Origin of the sequence: Streptomyces pristinaespiralis (assembly GCF_001278075.1) — a bacterium.
Classification (GTDB): Bacteria; Actinomycetota; Actinomycetes; order Streptomycetales; family Streptomycetaceae; genus Streptomyces; species Streptomyces pristinaespiralis.
The window spans coordinates 7,322,097-7,339,835 of the sequence record NZ_CP011340.1 but is presented as its reverse complement, the minus strand read 5'-3'; the positions used below and the strand labels follow the sequence as shown (position 1 = coordinate 7,339,835).

General features: G+C 71.4%; 13 protein-coding genes. 9 read left to right on the top strand and 4 right to left on the bottom strand.

Features of this window, described 5'->3' with window-relative positions; genetic code table 11:
* The first annotated feature begins 47 nt into the window (after window positions 1-47).
* The 4 genes from SPRI_RS31585 (at window position 48) to SPRI_RS31570 (ending at window position 5,166) form a co-directional block, all read left to right on the top strand.
* Window positions 48-485 (top strand): DUF350 domain-containing protein, encoded by a 438-nt coding sequence (locus SPRI_RS31585; RefSeq protein ID WP_005320439.1) that lies wholly within the window; start codon window positions 48-50, stop codon window positions 483-485.
* A gap of 8 nt (window positions 486-493) precedes the next feature.
* Window positions 494-2,218: a polyamine aminopropyltransferase gene (locus SPRI_RS31580; protein WP_234020449.1), complete on the top strand. Its 1,725-nt coding sequence runs from the start codon at window positions 494-496 to the stop codon at window positions 2,216-2,218.
* Between the two features lie 309 nt (window positions 2,219-2,527).
* A complete protein-coding gene (locus SPRI_RS31575) occupies window positions 2,528-3,442 on the top strand; it encodes an AurF N-oxygenase family protein (RefSeq protein ID WP_005320436.1) in 915 nt (304 codons plus the stop codon).
* Between the two features lie 65 nt (window positions 3,443-3,507).
* Window positions 3,508-5,166 (top strand): FAD-dependent oxidoreductase, encoded by a 1,659-nt coding sequence (locus tag SPRI_RS31570; RefSeq protein ID WP_053557556.1) that lies wholly within the window; start codon window positions 3,508-3,510, stop codon window positions 5,164-5,166.
* A gap of 99 nt (window positions 5,167-5,265) precedes the next feature.
* Here the strand turns inward: SPRI_RS31570 and SPRI_RS31565 are convergent, their stop codons facing one another.
* Entirely contained in the window at window positions 5,266-5,688 is a 423-nt protein-coding gene (locus SPRI_RS31565) for a secondary thiamine-phosphate synthase enzyme YjbQ (RefSeq protein ID WP_005320430.1), read from the bottom strand.
* 74 nt (window positions 5,689-5,762) lie between these two features.
* Here SPRI_RS31565 and SPRI_RS31560 point away from each other — a divergent pair, with 74 nt between their 5' ends.
* Window positions 5,763-6,845 carry an NAD(P)-binding domain-containing protein gene (locus SPRI_RS31560; RefSeq protein ID WP_053557555.1) on the top strand — a complete coding sequence of 361 codons (1,083 nt, stop codon included), beginning with the start codon at window positions 5,763-5,765 and terminating at the stop codon, window positions 6,843-6,845.
* A 21-nt stretch (window positions 6,846-6,866) separates the two neighbouring features.
* On the opposite strand, the gene mltG is transcribed toward SPRI_RS31560, so the two are convergent.
* Together mltG and SPRI_RS31550 are read right to left on the bottom strand one after the other, a co-directional pair.
* Window positions 6,867-7,736: an endolytic transglycosylase MltG gene (mltG, locus tag SPRI_RS31555; protein ID WP_053557554.1), complete on the bottom strand. Its 870-nt coding sequence runs from the start codon at window positions 7,734-7,736 to the stop codon at window positions 6,867-6,869.
* A 453-nt stretch (window positions 7,737-8,189) separates the two neighbouring features.
* On the bottom strand, window positions 8,190-9,998 hold the full coding sequence (locus SPRI_RS31550) for an ABC transporter ATP-binding protein (protein WP_005320427.1): 1,809 nt from the start codon (window positions 9,996-9,998) through the stop codon (window positions 8,190-8,192).
* A gap of 88 nt (window positions 9,999-10,086) precedes the next feature.
* Between SPRI_RS31550 and SPRI_RS31545 the strand changes: the two genes are divergently transcribed.
* The 3 genes from SPRI_RS31545 to SPRI_RS31535 all read left to right on the top strand — a co-directional run bounded on the left by SPRI_RS31545 (window position 10,087) and on the right by SPRI_RS31535 (window position 14,243).
* Window positions 10,087-10,533 carry a MarR family winged helix-turn-helix transcriptional regulator gene (locus tag SPRI_RS31545; RefSeq protein WP_005320425.1) on the top strand — a complete coding sequence of 149 codons (447 nt, stop codon included), beginning with the start codon at window positions 10,087-10,089 and terminating at the stop codon, window positions 10,531-10,533.
* Window positions 10,534-10,641: 108 nt separating this feature from the next.
* Window positions 10,642-12,465: an ABC transporter ATP-binding protein gene (locus tag SPRI_RS31540; RefSeq protein WP_037777140.1), complete on the top strand. Its 1,824-nt coding sequence runs from the start codon at window positions 10,642-10,644 to the stop codon at window positions 12,463-12,465.
* The gene (locus tag SPRI_RS31535; RefSeq protein WP_053557553.1) at window positions 12,462-14,243 is read left to right on the top strand and encodes an ABC transporter ATP-binding protein; all 1,782 of its coding nucleotides are present in this window, start codon (window positions 12,462-12,464) and stop codon (window positions 14,241-14,243) included. Before SPRI_RS31540 ends, SPRI_RS31535 begins: the two co-directional genes overlap by 4 nt.
* A 51-nt stretch (window positions 14,244-14,294) precedes the next feature.
* On the opposite strand, the gene SPRI_RS31530 is transcribed toward SPRI_RS31535, so the two are convergent.
* Window positions 14,295-15,086: a metal-dependent hydrolase gene (locus SPRI_RS31530; RefSeq protein WP_005320420.1), complete on the bottom strand. Its 792-nt coding sequence runs from the start codon at window positions 15,084-15,086 to the stop codon at window positions 14,295-14,297.
* Window positions 15,087-15,157: 71 nt separating this feature from the next.
* Here SPRI_RS31530 and SPRI_RS31525 point away from each other — a divergent pair, with 71 nt between their 5' ends.
* Window positions 15,158-17,731, top strand: coding sequence for a DEAD/DEAH box helicase (locus tag SPRI_RS31525; protein ID WP_005320419.1), 2,574 nt, complete (start codon window positions 15,158-15,160; stop codon window positions 17,729-17,731).
* Window positions 17,732-17,739: the final 8 nt, after the last annotated feature.

The following is a 17,739-nucleotide window of genomic DNA, read 5'->3' as shown; positions in this document are numbered from 1 at the left end:
CGCGCACCCACCCGCACCCCTCGACGACGTCCCCGAAAGGCATACCCGTGGCAGAGATCTTCGAGTCGGCAGGCGTCGCCCTGCTCTACGGTCTGGTCGGCTTCATCGTCATGGCCGTCGGCTTCATAGCCCTCGACCTGGTGACCCCCGGCAAACTCGTCCATGTGGTGTGGACCGAGCGCAACCGCGGCGCGGCGGTGCTCCTCGCCGGCCAGACGATCGCCATCGGCCTCGTCATCGACCAGTCCATCCGGGCGAGCGAGTCCGAGCAGGGCCTCGGCCTGGGGCTCCTCAGCACTCTGCTGTACGGGCTGTCCGGCGTCGTCGTGATGACGTTCATCGCCGTCGTCGTGGGTCTGCTCACCCCCGGCCGGCTGGGTCACGCCGTGCTCGACGACAACGGTGACCGCCCCCACCCCGCCGCCTGGGTCCAGGCCGCGATGTACATCGGCACGGCCTTCATGGTCGGCGCCGCGGTCTCCTGAACCGGACGATGGGCGCCACCACTTCGGACGACACGGCTGCGGACGAGGCGCCCGCGGGTGGGGCGACCGCGGGCGAGGCGACCGTGGGCGGCAAAGCCCCGGAAGGCTCGGCCTCCGACCGGGCAGCGTCGGCCCCGACCGCCGGAGGGACCACCGCCCCAAAACCCGCCACGGAGAACCCGCCGACCGCCTACTCGCGGGGGGCGCGCTTCCTGCTGCTGTTCGCGGTGTTCCTCTGCGCGGCCTGCGGCCTGGTGTACGAACTGGCCCTGACGGCGCTGGGCAGTTACCTCATCGGCAACTCCGTGATGCAGACCTCCGTGGTCATCTCCGTCATGGTCTTCGCCATGGGCATCGGCTCGCTGGCGGCCAAGCCGCTGCAACGGCGGGCCGTCGGCGCCTTCGCCCTGGTGGAAGGAGTGCTCGCGCTCGTCGGCGGGCTCTCGGTGCTCGTCCTTTACGTGTCGTTCGCCTGGCTGCGGATCTACATGCCGTCGATGGTGGTGGTCACGTTCGCCGTCGGCCTCCTCATCGGGGCCGAGATCCCGCTGCTGATGACGCTGCTCCAGCGGATCAGACGGCAGGAGGCGGGCAGCGCCGTCGCCGACATGTTCGCCGTCGACTACATCGGGGCGCTGGTCGGCGGGCTGTGCTTCCCGCTTCTGCTGCTTCCCGCGTTCGGGCAGCTCAAGGGCGCGCTGGTGGTGGGCGCCGTCAATGCCGTGGCCGGAGTCGTCGTCGTCCTGTGGATCTTCCGCCGCAAGACCCGCCGTGTCGTACGCGTGTCGCTGCTGGCCGGCATGGCGGCCGTCCTCGCCGTGCTGGGCACGGTGTACGCGCTGGCCGACGACATCGAGGTGACCGCACGGCAGCAGCTGTACCGCGACCCGATCGTGCACGCCGAGACCACGCCCTACCAGGACATAGTCGTCACCCGGTCCACCGCCTTCACCGGGGACCCCGACATGCGGCTGTTCCTCAACGGCGATCTGCAGTTCTCCTCCGTCGACGAGTACCGCTACCACGAGGCCCTCGTCCACCCGGCGCTGTCGGGCAGGCGGTCCTCGGTGCTGATCCTCGGCGGCGGCGACGCGCTCGCCCTGCGCGAGGTCCTGCGCTACGACGACGTCGAGGACGTCACGCTGGTCGACCTCGACCCGGCGATGACCAGGCTCGCCCGCACCTTCGGGCCGCTGCGTGAGCTGAACCGGGACGCGCTGAGCGACCGCCGGGTCACGGCCGTCAACGCCGATGCCTTCAACTGGCTGCGGGACGCCACACGGCGCTTCGACACGGTCGTCATCGACTTCCCCGACCCCGACAGCGCGGCGCTCGCCAAGCTGTACTCGGTGGAGTTCTACCACCTGCTCAAGCAGGTCCTGAAGCCCGGGAGCCAGGTCATGGTGCAGGGCGGGTCCCCGTTCTTCGCCCCGAAGTCGTACTGGTCCATCGCCGCGACGATCGGCGAGGCCGGCTACCGCACCACCGAGTACCAGGTGGACGTACCGAGCTTCGGCAACTGGGGCTTCATCCTGGCCACCCCCGGCACCGACGGCCCGCCGCCGGCCCTGCGCCTGGCCGAACAGGCGCCGCCCCTGCGGTTCCTGGACGACGCCGTCCTCGAGGCCGCCGCCGTCTTCCCGCTGGACCGCCGTCCTCTGGACGTCCGGGCGAGCACGCTGATGGACCCGGTGGTGCTGGAGTACACGCTCAACGAGTGGCAGAACTACTGAGTCCTTCGGGCACGTGGGGCGGGGCGGCGCGGTACGGCCGTCCCGCCCCCTTGTTTTTCACGGCACTTCGCCTGATTTCCGGCACTGACCGCAGCTCACGCCGGCGACGTCCGGCAGGACCTCTCATCGATTTCGTACTGAGGGGTAGGCCCGCGCCCGCTCTTGCTATACGGTCCGTCTAACAGCTTGCTAGACGTCGCGTCTAACAAGCTGCGGCGGTATCCCCGGCGGCGAGGACGGCCGCCGGCGTCCGCCGGCCCCGACAGCGGAACAAGGAACATCACACCACTCGTTGCGAGGAGCCGCACCATGTCCAGCAGCACCCTCCGGCCCAAGTCGCAGGAACGGCCCCACGAGCAGGACGTCGCCCGGCGGTTGCTCGACTCGGCCGCCGTGCTCGCGTACGACCCCGCCACAGAGGTGGACTGGGAGACGCCGCTGGACAAGGACTTCCACGGCGCCAGCCCCGAGTGGAGCACCCTCTACGGCACCGCGTACTGGAACGAACTGACGGACGCCCAGCGCAAGGAGCTGACGCGGCAGGAAGCCGCGTCCGTCGCCAGCACCGGCATCTGGTTCGAGATGATCCTTCAGCAGATGGTCCTCCGTGACATCTACGCGAAGGACCCGACCGACGCCAGGTTCCAGTGGGCGCTCACCGAGATCGCCGAGGAGTGCCGGCACTCGATCATGTTCGCCCGCGGCGCCCAGAAGCTCGGGGCCCCCGCGTACCGGCCGCACCGCCTCGCGGTCGAACTCGGCCGCGTCTTCAAGACCGTCGCCTTCGGCGAGGCGGCGTACGCCGCGATCCTCGTCGCGGAAGAGGTTCTCGACGTCATGCAGCGCGACTGGATGCGCGACGAGCGGGTTGTGCCGTTCGTCAGGACGATCAACAACATCCATGTCGTCGAGGAGTCCCGGCACATGAAGTTCGCCCGTGACGAGACGCGTAGGCGCCTCCGGGGAGCGGGCCGGATCCGGCGGCAGATCAACGCCTTCGTCGTCGCTGTCGCGTCCTACGTCATCGTCACCAGCATGGTGAACAGGAGCGTCTACGCGAACGCCGGACTCGACGAGCGGCGCGCTGTCGACGAGGCCAAGGCCAACGAGCACCACAAGTCCATGATGCGGTCGAGCTGTTCGGGCCTCATGGAGTTCCTGGCCTCGGCCGGTCTGCTCACCGGTCCGGCCCTGTTCTTCTACAAGCGCGCCAACCTGATCTGACCCCAGGCCGCGACCCGACCCGACGACCCGACCGAACCTGAGCCGAGCCGAGCCGAGTTGACGACATGACCTATGCCATCACGCAGACCTGCTGCAGCGACGCCACCTGCGTCGCCGTGTGCCCGGTCAACTGCATCCACCCCACCCCGGAGGAACGGGCCTTCGGCAGCACGGAGATGCTGTACATCGACCCGAGATCCTGCATCGACTGCGGCGCCTGCGCGGACGCCTGCCCGGTGGACGCGATCTTCCCCGTCGACAGCCTGTCCGGGTCGCAGCAGGAGTACGCCGCGATCAACGCGGCCTACTTCGAGGACCAGGTGCCGCAACCGGCGGGCGACAGCCCGAACTTCCACGTCTGGGGAGCGCCGGAGTTCAAGCGGGTCCTGCCGGCCGACTTCGCGCCGATCCGGGTCGCGATCGTCGGCACCGGCCCGGCCGGCATGTACGCGGCGCAGGACCTGCTGCTGCACACCGGCGCCGAGGTGACGCTGGTCGACCGGTTGCCGGTGGCCGGCGGTCTCGTGCGCTACGGCGTGGCACCGGACCATCCGGCGACCAAGAAGGCCGGTGACGCCTTCGGGCGGTTCCACACGCATCCGCGGGTGCGGATGCACCTGGGCGTCGAAGTCGGCAAGGACGTCACGGCGGAGGAGCTCGCCGCACACCACGACGCGGTGATCTACGCGGTCGGTGCGTCGTACGACCGCCGCCTCGGCATCCCGGGAGAGGACCTGCCCGGCAGCATCTCCGCGACGGCGTTCGTCGCCTGGTACAACGCCCACCCCGAGGTCGCGGCGGACGCCGTGGACCTGTCGGCCGAGCGCGTGATCGTGGTCGGCAACGGCAACGTCGCCCTCGACGTCGCCCGGATCCTGGTCAGTGATCCGGAGACGCTGGCCGGCACCGACATCGCCGACCACGCGCTGGCCGCCCTGCGCGCCGGGAAGGTGCGCGAGGTGGTGCTCCTCGGCCGCCGCGGCCCCTCGGACGCGGCGTACACCAGGTCGGAACTGCTCGCCCTCAAGCACCTGCCCGGCGTGGAACTGGTCGTGGACGACCACGATCCACGGATCGGTGCGGGCATCACCGGTGCCGGCCCCAAGGACAAGGCCGCCGATCTGAAGGACGTCACCCGCCGCGCGGTGGACTGGTCCCTCCCGCCCGCCCCGGGGCGGCGCATCGTGTTCCGTTTCCACTCCGCACCGTCGGAGATCCTCGGCGAGGACTCCGTGCGCGCCGCGCGCGCCGTGCGCACCACGGGCACACCGGAAGCGCGCGAGATACCCGCCGGCATGCTGATGCGGGCCGTCGGCTACCGGGGAGCACCGATCGCCGGCCTGCCGTTCGACGAGGCCACCGGCACCGTGCCGCACGAGAACGGCCGCGTGACGGGGATGCCGGGGACGTACGTCGTGGGCTGGATCAAGCGCGGGCCCTCCGGCGGCATCGGCGCGAACCGCACGTGTGCCGCCGAGACGGTCGGCACGCTCCTCTCCGACGCCGTCGACGGCACGCTGCCGGCGCCCGCCCGTCCGGCGAAGGCGTTCCAGCGGCTGGTCCGCAGCCGCAACCGCCAGGTCGTGGACGCGTCCGGGCTGGCGGCGATCGAGCGGGCCGAGGTCGCCCGAGGCCGGCGTGAAGGCCGGCCGCGGGTCAAGCTGGCCACGGTCGCGGAGCTGGTGAAGTCGGCGAGGTCCGGCCGTCGTCTGATACCACGCTGACCGACGCGCGGCCGCCGCGCCGCCCTGGCTCCGACGCCCCCGGTGGACCGCTCCCCGGGGGCGTCCGCGTGCGGCCGGGGTCGAGCGTGGCCGGCCCCGTCAGCCCAGGAAGCTCAACCTGACCCGGCGGTCCGGGTTGTCCTTGTTGGTGTCGACCAGGCACACGGACTGCCAGGTGCCGAGCTCCAGCCGGCCGCCGATCACGGGCAGCGTCGCATGGGGCGGGACCAGTGCGGGCAGCACATGGTCCCTGCCGTGGCCGCGGCTCCCGTGCCGGTGCTGCCAGCGGTCGTCGGCCGGGAGCAGGGTGTGCAGCGTGGCCAGCAGGTCGTCGTCGCTGCCCGCCCCGGTCTCGATGACGGCGATACCGGCGGTCGCGTGCGGGACGAAGATGTTGAGCAGGCCGTCGGCACCGTTCGCGTTCTCGCTGAGGAAGCGCTCGCACTCCGTGGTCAGGTCGGTGACCGCCTCGTCGGAGCCGGTGCTGATGGACAGGGTCGTGGTGGTGAAGGTTCCGGGCATGACCCCATCCTCTCGTCCCGCGGCCGGTGGGGCCCCGCGGGAAGATCCGTGCCGCCCGCCCTGTTGGTAGAAACGTGAACGACTTGGGAGCTCGGGAAGTGGACGTGGTGGTCGTCGGCGCGGGGCAGGCCGGCCTGTCCGCCGCGTACCACCTGCGGCGCGCGGGCCTGCTGCCGGACCGGGACTTCGTGGTGCTCGACCACGCCCCGCGGCCCGGCGGCGCCTGGCAGTTCCGCTGGCCCTCGCTCACCTACGGCAAGGTGCACGGCATGCACGCCCTGCCCGGCATGGAACTGACCGGCGCGGACGACGAACGGCCCTCCGCGGAGGTGATCGGCGCGTACTTCGCCGACTACGAACGGCGTTTCGGCCTGGGTGTGCACCGGCCCGTCGGGGTCGCGGCCGTCCGTGAAGGGGACGGCGGACGGCTGTCGGTGGAGAGTTCCGAGGGGGTCTGGTCGACGCGGGCGCTGATCAACGCGACCGGGACCTGGGACCGCCCGTTCTGGCCGCGCTACCCGGGACAGGAGACCTTCCGCGGCCGGCAGCTGCACACCGCGGACTATCGCGGCCCGGACGAGTTCGCGGGCAAGCGGGTGATCGTGGTCGGCGGCGGAGCGTCCGGGACCCAGCATCTGATGGAGCTGGCCGAGGTGGCGGCAGGGACGACCTGGGTGACACGACGGCCCCCGGTCTTCCGGGAGGGTCCGTTCGACGAGGACGCCGGGCGGGCGGCGGTCGCGCTGGTCGAGGAACGCGTACGGCGCGGACTTCCGCCGAGGAGCGTCGTCTCGGTGACCGGCCTGCCGCTGACCGACGCGGTCCGGGAGGCCCGCCGGACCGGGGTGCTCGACCGGTTGCCGATGTTCGACCGGATCACACCGTCCGGGGTCGCCTGGGACGACGGCCGGAGCGTCGAGGCCGATGTGATCCTGTGGGCGACCGGCTTCCGGGCGGCGATCGACCATCTCGCGCCGCTGCGCCTGCGTGAGCCGGGCGGCGGCATCCGGGTGGACGGCACCCGGGCGGCGCGCGACGCCCGCGTGCACCTCGTCGGCTACGGCCCCTCGGCCTCGACGATCGGTGCGAACCGCGCCGGACGGGCCGCCGTACGGGAGATCACCCGGCTGCTCGAGAAGGAACCGGCACCCGTGTGACCGCCCATCCGTGCCGGCGTCTCAGTCGCCCGTGGCACGGGCCTTCGCCCGTGCGGCGTTGAACTCCGCCACGTGCAGCTGATGTTCCTCGTAGCTGCTGGTGAAGCGGGTGTCGCCCGGTTCCACCGTCACGAAGTAGAGCCAGTCCCCCGGCGGCGGCGAGACCGCCGCGTGCATCGCCTCCTCCCCCGGGTTGTCGATGGGTGAGGGCGGCAGGCCCTGGTTCTCATAGGTGTTGTACGGGCTGCGCAGCCGGGTGTCCGCGGTCGTGGTGTCCACGGTGCTGCGGCCCAGCGCGTAGTTGATGGTCGAGTCCATCTGGAGCGGCATGCCCTGGGCGAGCCGGTTGTGGATGACGCGGGCGACCTTGCCCATGTCCTCGGCGGTGTCGGCCTCGGCCTGCACGATGCTGGCGATGTTCACCGCCTGATGGAAAGTCAGGCGGTTGCGGGCGATCCCATCGGCGATGCGCCGGCTGCTGAAGCGCTGGGCGGAGGTGTTGACCATGAAACTGAGCAGGCCGGCCGGGGTGCTGGTGGTGTCGTAGGGATACGTGGCCGGGAAGAGGTAGCCCTCCGGGTTGCCCCGGGCGTCGGCCGGGAGCTTCAGCTTCGCGGTGGCGGCGGTCTTCCCGGTGGTACCCGGCGGGGCCTCGAGCGCCTTGTCGACCGCGGCGTACACCTGGGTGGCGCGCCAGCCCTCCGGGATGACGAGCTTCTGCTGCAAAGGCGGCGGGGGGCGGTGCTGCTTCTCCGGCTCGGCGGTCAGCAGCGGCACGAGGACCGCTGCGGCCGTCACCACCACGGCGCCCGCCACCAGCACCAGCCGACCGCGGCGCGTCAGGCGGGGCCGGCGCCCGGACCGTCCCGGCGGCGAGGGCTCGTTCGTCATACGGGCACGCTAACCCGGTGCCCGGGCCGATCCGGGGAGCCGGCGTCCGACGACACGACGCCCCCGCCGACCACCCAGCCGGGCGCGAACAGACGAACGCTAGCGCGGTTGTTCCCCAGAACGTGTGGTCGTACGGGCTCGGCGGGCCCAACGCCCTTGCCGCACGGGATGCTTACGGTGCGCAAGCGACGGGCTGCAGACCGCGGCGACTGCGCAGTCCCATCATGAGCACCATGTACGAGGAGACAGCATCACCATGAACTTCATCACCAACCTGCTGGCCGGCGTCGTCCACTTCGTGGGTTGGCTCGTCTGACGATCGTTCACGAAAGGCGCCGCCGCTCCCCGTCCCACGGGAGCGGCGGCGCCGTCGCGTGCGGGCGGACCGGGCGGGGCAGACCGTGCGGGGCAGGGGCGCGCGGGGCAGGGCGCGCGGGCGCCGAGCGGGCGCCGTCAGGGCGTGACAGGGGTCAGCCGGGCGTCCCTGCGGACGAGGGCGGCGTAGCGGCCGTCCCGCTCCATGAGTACGCGGTGGCTGCCGCGCTCGGCGATGCGCCCTTCGTCGAGCACGACGATCTCGTCCGCGTCCCTGACGGTGGAGAGCCGGTGGGCGATGGTGATCGTGGTGCGCCCGCGTGACAGGGACTCGATGGCTTGCTGCACCGCGTGCTCGGTACGTGTGTCGAGTGCGCTGGTCGCCTCGTCGAGAACCAGGACCGGCGGGTCGCGCAGGATGGTGCGGGCGAGGGCGAGCCGCTGCTTCTCCCCGCCGGAGAAGCGGTAGCCCCGCTCGCCGACCAGGGTGTCGTACCCGTCGGGGAGGGACGCGATGTGGTCGTGGATCTGCGCGGCGCGGGCGGCGGCCTCGAGCTCCTCGTCGCCGGCGTCCGGCTTGGCGAAGCGCAGATTGTCGGCGACGGAGGCATGGAAGAGATACGTCTCCTGGGAGACGACCCCCACCGTCTGAGCGAGCGTGTCGAAGGCCATGTCCCGTACGTCGACGCCGTCGATGGTGACCCGGCCGTCGGTGACGTCGTACAGCCGGGGGACCAGGTAGCTGAGGGTGGACTTGCCGGAGCCGGTCGGGCCGACCACCGCGAGGGAGCCCCCGGCGGGGACGGTCAGGTCGATGCCGTCGAGGGTGGGCCGCTCCTGCGCGGGATCGTAGGAGAAGCCGACCTTCTCGAAGCGGACCTCGCCCCGGACCTTGCCGAGTGCCACGGGCTGCGCGGGCTCGGTGATGTCGACGCGCAGGTCGAGATATTCGAAGATCCGCTGGAAGAGGGCGAGCGACGTCTGCATCTGCACCCCGGTGGAGAGCAGGCTCACGGCGGGCCGGAACAGGCCCTGCTGGAGCGAGACGAAGGCGACGAGCGTGCCGATGGAGATCGCGGGCCCGCCGGTCCGGAGCGCGAAGCCCGCGGCCCAGTAGATGAGGGCCGGCATGGCCGCCATGACGATCCCTATGGTCGACATCCGCCAGCGGCCGGCCATGCTCGAGCGCACCTCGAGGTCGACCAGGCGCTCCGACTCCTCGGCGAAGGACCTGGTGAGGGAGTCGGCCCTGCCCATGGTGCGGCCGAGGAGAATGCCGCTGACGGACAGGGACTCGGTGACGGTGGCGGCCATCGCGGCCATCTGCTTCTGCCGCTGGGTGGTGATCTTCTTCCGCTCGCGGCCGACCCGGCGGCTGATCCAGACGAACAGCGGCAGCAGGACGAGGGAGACGACGGTGAGCCGCCAGTCCAGGGCGAGCATGGCGACGACGCTCGCGACGACCGCCGTGAGGTTGGAGACCAGGGAGGTGGCCGTCGACGTCACGGTGGCCTGCATGCCGCCGATGTCGTTGGCGATGCGCGACTGGACCTCGCCGGTGCGGGTCCTGGTGAAGAAGGCGAGCGGCATCCGCTGCAGCTGTGCGTAGACCCCGGTGCGCAGGTCGTGCATCACCTGCTGGCCCACGGTGGTGGAGATCAGCGTCTGGAGCACACCGAAGACGCTCGTCATCACGGCGGTGGCGATCATGCCGAGGGCGAGCAGGCTCAGCAGCCCGGTGCGGCCCTGCGGGATCGCGGTGTCGAGGATCTCCCGCAGCAGGAACGGCGAGGCGACGGAGACCAGCGACGAGGCGCCGACGAGCAGGCCCACGACGGCGAGCCGGCCGCGGTAGGGCCGGAAGAGCCGCAGGATCCGCCGCACCTCGGCGGGCGGTTGGTCCGGGTCCTTGGGCGGTGGTGTCCAGGTGGTGTGTTCGGGCCGCAATGGTCTCCTCAGGCAGGGATGCGATGTAAGAGCCTAGCTCATTGTTACCTATACTCACAATGAACAAGGTCCTGATATTGTTCCCGGCATGAGCACCCCCGACGCCGACGGCCTGCTCGCCGAGCAGCTGCTCCGGCTGACCCGCCGGCTCCACCGCAGCCAGAAGCGCCAGCTCCAGTCGGCGGACATAGCCATCACCCCCGCCCAGTCGCGACTGCTGCGCACCGTCGCGCACTACGAACAGCCGCCCCGGATGGCGGATCTGGCGGAGCGTCTCGAGGTGGTCCCCCGCGCCGTCACCAGCCTGGTCGACGGCCTGGAGGCGGGCGGGCGGGTCCGCCGGGTGCCCGACCCGGCCAACCGCCGGGTCACCCGGATCGAGTTGACCGACAAGGGCCGCGCCACGCTGCGCGCCCTGCGCGACGCGCGCCGGGCAGCCGCCGAGGACGTGCTCGCCCCCCTCACCACGCAGCAGCGCGAGACCCTCGCCGGCCTGCTTTCCACGCTGGTCGACAGCCCAGGACCGCACTGCTGACCGACCGGACCCCGGCCCGGGGCACCGGCATTAAATCGTTTGCTGCCGCCCGTCCCAGGGCGGGAGGCTGGCAGGTCTGTGCCGACCTTCCGAACGATCTGGGACATCATGCAGATTCGCGACCTTCCGTATGTCGACCCCGGTCTGCCGGACGTCCGGTCGGGGCCGGGTTTCCTCCTCTGGCTCGGACGCCGGCAGCTGCGTGGCCAACTCCGCTCGCTGTCCTGGGGGATGCTGCACTTCGTCTCCGTCATGGCGCTTCCCTACGGGGTCGGCAGGGCTGTCCAGGCGGTCGTGGAGAAGTCCGGCAGTTCCCTCGCCGTGGCGGGTGCGCTGCTCGCCGTCTCCGCCGTCTGCATCGCGGTCGGCGACACCATGCTCCACCGCACGGCCGTCACCAACTGGATCACCGCCGCGGCGCGCGTCCAGCAGCTCCTGATCCGCAAGACCTCCGAGCTGGGCTCCGCGCTCACCCGGCGGGTCGCGGCCGGCGAAGTGGTGGCCGTGTCCACCGGCGACGTCGAGAAGATCGGCTGGTTCGTCGAAGCGGTCTCCCGTTTCCTCGCCGCCGCCTTCACCGTCGTGCTGGTCTGTGTCGGCCTGCTGATCTACCAGCCCGCCCTCGGCGTCCTCGTGGCCGTCGGCGTCCCGGTGCTCGCCCTCGGCGTCCTGCCGCTGCTCCCCCGGGCCACCCGTCTCGCGGACGTCCAGCGGGAGAAGGCGGGCCGCGCCACGGAACTCGCCTCCGACACGGTCGCCGGGCTGCGGGTGCTCCGCGGCATCGGCGGCGAGGAGCTCTTCCTGAAGCGCTACCGGCACGCGTCCCAGGAGGTCCGCACCGCCGCCGTCCGCAGCGCCCGTATGTGGTCGGCCATCTCCGCCGTCCAGGTGCTGCTGCCGGGCCTGCTGCTGATCTCGGTCGTCTGGTACGGCCTCGGGCTCGTCGGCGAGGGCCGGATCACCGTGGGCGAACTGGTCACCGTGTACAGCGCGGTGATGCTGCTGAGTTACCCTCTCCGGCACTTCGAGGAGATCGCCATGGCGTACTCCTTCTCCCGGCCCTCGGCGCGCCGCGCCGCCCGGGTGCTGTCCCTCGAGCGGAGCGCCCGGCAGGACTCGCCCACGGACGACGCACGCGAGCCGGCCGGCGATCTCTACGACCCGGCGACCGGCCTTCTCGTCCCGGCCGGAACGCTCACCGCCGTCGTCTGCGGCGACCCGGACGCGGCGGGACGGCTCGCCGAACGACTCGGCGGCCACCCGGCGGAACCGGACGGCCTGCCCTCCGTGCTGCTCGGCGGCGTCGCGCTGGACGACCGGCCGCTCGAAGAGGCCCGCACCGCGGTGCTCGTCCAGGACAAGGACCCGGTGCTGCTCTCCGGCACCCTCACGGAACTGCTCGACGTCCCCGCCTCGGGCGCGGTCACCGCCGAGCGGGCGCTGACCGCGGCGGAGTCCGGTGACGTCCTCGACGCGCTGGCACAGGCGTCCCTCGACAACGACCCCATGAAGGCGCCCATCACCGAACGCGGGCGCTCCCTGTCCGGCGGCCAGCGGCAGCGGCTCGCGCTGGCGCGTTCGCTGGTCACCGACCCCGAGGTGCTGGTGCTCGACGAGCCGACGTCGGCCGTCGACTCGCACACGGAGGCGCGGATCGCGGACGGCGTGCGGAAGCTGCGCGCGGGCCGCACCACGGTCCTGTTCACGTCCTCGCCGCTGCTGCTCGACCGTGCCGAGCGGGTCGTCCTGGTCCACGAGGGCGAGGTCGTGGCGGTCGGCGCGCACCGCGAACTGCTGCGCACGGAACCCCGTTACCGGGCGGTCGTGACCCGGGAGACCGAATCGGAGCAGCGCCTCGTGGCCGCCCCGCGCGGCCCCGTCGCGGCACGGTTCACCAAGGCCGGCACCGAAGACATCGAGGAGACAGCATGATCGGCCTGGCGCCACCGGAGTACGATCCGGCGGCCCTCCGCACGGCGACCACCCTGCCGGTGGGCACGCCGGCCACCGTGCGCGCGTACGTGAGCGAGCTGCTGCGGCGGCACCGCGGCGCCTTCGCGCTCCTCGTCACCGTCAACACGGTCGCCGTCGTCGCCTCGATGGCCGGTCCGTGGCTCCTCGGTTCGCTCGTGGAGAAGGCGGCGGACGGAGCGCGCGACCTGCACCTGGAACGCACGGCCGCCCTGTTCGCGGTGGCCCTCGTCGTCCAGGCGGTCTTCGTCCGGCTGGTGCGCCTGCGCGGGGCGATGCTGGGCGAACGGATGCTCGCCGATCTGCGCGAGGACTTCCTCGTGCGCTCGGTGGGGCTCCCTCCGGGTGTGCTCGAACGCGCCGGGACGGGCGACCTGCTGTCCCGTATCACCACGGACGTCGACCGCCTCGCCAACGCCATGCGCGAGGCCGTGCCGCAGCTGACGATCGGCGTCTTCTGGATCGTGCTGCTCCTCGGCGGGCTCACCGTGACCGCGCCGCCGCTCGCGCCCGCCGTACTGGTGGCGGTGCCCCTGCTCGTCGTCGGCTGCCGCTGGTACTTCAGGCGCGCACCGTCGGCGTACCGCTCGGAGGCCGCCGGTTACGCGGCGGTTGCGGCCGTGCTCGCCGAGACCGTCGACGCCGGCCGCACCGTGGAGTCGCACCGGCTCGGGGCGCGCCGCGTCGCCCTCTCCGACCGGCGCATCAAGGAGTGGACGGCCTGGGAGCGGTACACCCTCTATCTGCGGTCCGTCCTCTTCCCCGTCATCAACCTCACCCACGCGACCGTGCTGACCTCCGTGCTGATGATCGGCGGCGTGTTCGTGCTGCAGGGCTGGATCGGGATCGGCCAGCTGACCACCGGCGCGCTGATCGCCCAGATGATGGTCGACCCGGTGAACCTGATCCTGCGCTGGTACGACGAGCTCCAGGTGGCGCAGGTGTCCCTGGCGCGGCTGGTGGGCGTGCGGGAGATCGAACCGGAGGCGGGCGACGACCGGTTGCGTCCCGACGGCCGGGACGTCCGCGCCGACCGGGTGCACTTCGGTTACCGCGAGGGCGTCGACGTGCTGCACAAGGTCTCGATGGAGGTGCCGCCCGGCACCCGCATGGCCCTGGTCGGCCCGTCCGGCGCCGGCAAGTCCACGCTGGGCCGGCTGCTCGCGGGCATCTACGCGCCGCGCAGCGGCCATGTCACGCTCGGCTCGGCCGAGTTGTCCGGCATGCCGGCCGAGCGGGTGCGGGAGCACGTGGCCCTGGTCAACCAGGAGCACCACGTCTTCGTCGGCTCGCTGCGGGACAACCTCCTCCTCGCCCGCTCCTCCGCCGGGGACGAGGAGCTGTGGACCGCGCTGGGCGCGGTGGACGCGGACGGCTGGGCGCGGGCGCTGGACGACGGTCTGGACACCGAGGTCGGCTCCGGCGGGCTCTCGCTGACCCCGGCGCAGGCACAGCAGATCGCGCTGGCGCGCCTCGTCCTCGCGGACCCGCACACGCTGGTGCTGGACGAGGCCACCTCGCTGCTGGACCCGCGGGCGGCCCGCCACCTGGAGCGCTCGCTGTCCCGTGTCCTCGACGGCCGCACGGTCGTCGCCATCGCGCACCGGCTGCACACCGCGCACGACGCCGACGTGATCGCGGTGGTCGAGGAGGGCCGGATCAGCGAGCTCGGCAGTCACGACGAGCTCGTCTCCGCGGACGGTGCGTACGCGGCGCTCTGGCGCTCCTGGCACGGGTAGCCCCGGTAGCCGGCCCCCGCCCGTTCCGCGCGGGGCCGGCCGCCGGGCACCTCAGATGAAGTTGAGCGCGGCCGCCCCGCCCACCCCGCCCAGCAGCATGAACGCCGGCATGAGCACCTTCAGCTCCACCCAGCTCCCGGCCCGGAAGCGCATCGGCTTCGGCGGGCCCACGGCGTACCAGCGCTTGTTGCCGATCGGGATCGGCCACAGGATCGGGCAGCCGGAGACGGTGAGGGCGTCGCCGATGTCGTGGACGAGGGCGCCGAGGACGATCGGCAGGCCCAGCCACAGGTACTCCTGGCCGGGGGCGGTGAACAGCCAGTCCGCGCCGTTGCCGGGCTTGTCCAGGACGCCGGCGAGGATCCACGCGCTGGTCGCTCCCAGCAGCCAGACCAGGATGTCGCTGGAGACCCGGGCGGCCCGCCACAGCAGTCCTTCCACGGCCAGCACCATGTGGACGAAGAGGATCGCGAGGACGGCCCACCGGCCGCCGAAGATCGCCAGGGCGGAGGCGCCCGCGCCGATGAGGACGGCCCACAGCCAGGTGTGCGTCAGCGTCCGGTGCCCGCCGGTCCTGCGCTTGTCGCCCTGTTTCCGTGTCGCCTTGTAGACGGCGAACGACAGCTTGTCGACGATCTCGCACAGCCCGCGTGACACGGGCCCGAAGGCCCGTGAGATCGTCGCCGCCTTGTGATCCAGGTCGGGCGCCAGTGCCGCGCCCGCGCAGATCAGCGCTCCGACGACGAGGACGGGCCACGGCATCGGATGCCCCGCCGCGGCGGTCGCCGCTCCCACCCCCAGCCAGGCGGCCGCCCCGGACAGAGAGTGCGCCGGTCCCATCATGTGCGTTCCCGCCCCATCGTCGCCCCATCGCTGTTGTGCCTGACCCCAGTTGACAGGGCAGCGTATCGGTCATGATCTTGCCGCTCACGGCCGGTTCCCTCATCCGGGCCCGGGACAGGCAAGATGGGGGTGTGACCCTTATCGATCAGCTGCCGCCAGACGCCGACCCCGATGCCCTGTACGAAGCCTTCTCCTCCTGGGCGGAGGGCCAGGGCATCACGCTCTATCCGGCTCAGGAGGAGGCGCTGATCGAGGTGGTCTCCGGGGCGAACGTGATCCTTTCGACCCCGACCGGCTCAGGGAAGAGCCTGGTCGCGGCGGCCGCGCACTTCGCGGCACTGGCGAACGACCAGGTCACCTTCTACACCGCGCCGATCAAGGCCCTCGTCTCAGAGAAGTTCTTCGACCTGTGCAAGCTGTTCGGCACGGAGAACGTGGGCATGCTGACCGGCGACGCGTCCGTGAACGCCGACGCGCCGGTCATCTGCTGCACCGCGGAGGTGCTGGCCTCGATCGCCCTGCGCGACGGCAAGCACGCCGACGTCGGCCAGGTGGTGATGGACGAGTTCCATTTCTACGCCGAGCAGGACCGCGGCTGGGCCTGGCAGATCCCGATCCTGGAGCTGCCGCAGGCCCAGTTCATCCTGATGTCGGCGACCCTCGGTGACGTCTCGATGTTCGAGAAGGACCTGACCCGCCGCACCGGCCGTCCCACCACCGTCGTCCGGTCGGCGACCCGGCCGGTGCCTCTCTCGTACGAGTACCGGCTGACGCCGATCACGGAGACGCTGACCGAGCTGCTCGAGACGAAGCAGGCGCCGGTCTACATCGTCCACTTCACCCAGGCGCAGGCCGTGGAGCGCGCCCAGTCGCTGATGAGCATCAACATGTGCTCGCGCGAGGAGAAGGACAAGATCGCCGACCTGATCGGCAGTTTCCGGTTCACCACCAAGTTCGGCAAGAACCTGTCCCGTTATGTCCGGCACGGCATCGGTGTGCATCACGCGGGCATGCTGCCCAAGTACCGGCGGCTGGTGGAGAAGCTGGCCCAGGCCGGCCTGCTGAAGGTCATCTGCGGCACCGACACGCTCGGCGTCGGCGTCAACGTCCCCATCCGCACGGTGCTGTTCACGGCGCTCACCAAGTACGACGGCAGCCGGGTGCGGACGCTGCGGGCACGTGAGTTCCACCAGATCGCGGGGCGTGCGGGCCGGGCCGGCTTCGACACCGCGGGCCTGGTCGTCGCGCAGGCGCCCGAGCACGTCATCGAGAACGAGAAGGCGCTCGCGAAGGCCGGCGACGACCCGAAGAAGCGCCGCAAGGTGGTCAGGAAGAAGGCCCCGGAGGGCTTCGTCGCCTGGTCGGACAGCACCTTCGAGAAGCTGATCGCGTCCGAGCCCGAGCCGCTGACCTCCCGCTTCCGGGTCACCAACATCATGCTCCTCTCGGTGATCGCCCGGCCCGGCAACGCCTTCGAGGCCATGCGCCGGCTGCTCGAGGACAACCACGAGCCGCGCAAGGCCCAGCTGCGCCACATCCGCCGGGCCATCGCCATCTACCGCTCGCTGCTCGACGGCGGAGTGGTGGAACAGCTGGACACCCCCGACGCGGAGGGCCGCACCGTCCGGCTCACCGTCGACCTCCAGCAGGACTTCGCGCTGAACCAGCCGCTGTCGACGTTCGCCCTCGCCGCCTTCGACCTGCTCGACCCCCAGTCCCCGTCCTACGCGCTGGACATGGTCTCCGTCGTCGAGTCGACGCTGGACGATCCGCGTCAGATCCTCGCCGCCATGCAGAACAAGGCGCGCGGTGAGGCCGTCGGCAGGATGAAGGCGGACGGCATCGAGTACGAGGAGCGCATGGAGCGTCTCCAGGAGATCTCGTACCCGAAGCCGCTGGAGGAGCTCCTGTGGCACGCCTACAACGTCTACAAGAAGTCGCACCCCTGGGTCGGCGACCACCCGGTGTCGCCGAAGTCCGTCATCCGTGACATGTACGAACGGGCGCTGACGTTCACCGAGTTCACCTCCTGGTACGAACTGGCCCGCACCGAGGGCATCGTGCTGCGCTACCTGGCGAGCGCGTACAAGGCGCTCGACCACACCATCCCGGACGACCTGAAGACGGAGGACCTCGAGGACCTGATCGCCTGGCTCGGTGAGATGGTCCGCCAGGTCGACTCCAGCCTGCTGGACGAGTGGGAGCAGCTCGCCAATCCGGAGGTGGAGACGGCCGAGGAGGCGCAGGAGAAGGCCGACCAGGTCAAGCCGGTCACGGCGAACGCCCGCGCCTTCCGGGTGCTGGTCCGCAACGCGCTGTTCCGCCGGGTGGAGCTGGCCGCCCTGGACCGGGTGGGCGAACTGGGCGAGATGGACGCCGAGTCGGGCTGGGACGCGGATGCCTGGGGCGAGGCGATGGACGGGTACTGGGACGAGTACGACGACCTGGGCACCGGCCCCGACGCCCGCGGTCCGAAGCTCCTGTCCATCGAGGAGGACGCGGCGCACGGCCTGTGGCGCGTGCGGCAGACCTTCGCCGACCCGAACGGCGACCATGACTGGGGTATCAGCGCGGAGGTCGATCTGGCGGCCTCCGACGAAGAGGGCCGGGCGGTCGTGCGGGTCACGTCCGTCGGCCGGCTGTGACAGGGAGA